The organism is Ligilactobacillus salitolerans, from assembly GCF_003864415.1.
Lineage (GTDB): Bacteria > Bacillota > Bacilli > Lactobacillales > Lactobacillaceae > Ligilactobacillus > Ligilactobacillus salitolerans.
Genome location: NZ_BFFP01000092.1, coordinates 1 through 803, shown reverse-complemented (window position 1 = coordinate 803; position 803 = coordinate 1). Strand labels below are relative to the sequence as shown.

The window sequence follows — 803 nt, the reverse complement described above, 5'->3', positions numbered from 1 at the left end:
AGCGATAACAGTGCGAGTGGCGAACGGGTGAGTAACACGTGGGCAACCTGCCCAGAAGAGGGGGATAACACTTGGAAACAGGTGCTAATACCGCATCAACCGACTGACCGCATGGTCGGTCGGGCAAAGACGGCTTTTAGCTGTCGCTTCTGGATGGGCCCGCGGCGTATTAACTAGTTGGTAGGGTAACGGCCTACCAAGGTGATGATACGTAGCCGAACTGAGAGGTTGATCGGCCACATTGGGACTGAGACACGGCCCAAACTCCTACGGGAGGCAGCAGTAGGGAATCTTCCACAATGGACGAAAGTCTGATGGAGCAACGCCGCGTGTGTGAAGAAGGTCTTCGGATCGTAAAACACTGTTGTCAGAGAAGAACACGTGCTAAAGTAACTGTTAGTGCGCTGACGGTATCTGACCAGCAAGTCACGGCTAACTACGTGCCAGCAGCCGCGGTAATACGTAGGTGGCAAGCGTTGTCCGGATTTATTGGGCGTAAAGGGAACGCAGGCGGTCTTTTAAGTCTGATGTGAAAGCCTTCGGCTTAACCGGAGAAGTGCATTGGAAACTGGAAGACTTGAGTGCAGAAGAGGAGAGTGGAACTCCATGTGTAGCGGTGAAATGCGTAGATATATGGAAGAACACCCGTGGCGAAAGCGGCTCTCTGGTCTGTAACTGACGCTGAGGTTCGAAAGCGTGGGGAGCGAACAGGATTAGATACCCTGGTAGTCCACGCCGTAAACGATGAATGCTAGGTGTTGGAGGGTTTCCGCCCTTCAGTGCCGCAGCTAACGCAGTAAGCA

The 803-nt window shown here is 53.3% G+C and carries 1 rRNA gene; it reads left to right on the top strand.

What is annotated here, in order from left to right:
* Nucleotides 1-803 (top strand): 16S ribosomal RNA (locus tag LFYK43_RS12170); the annotation flags it as partial.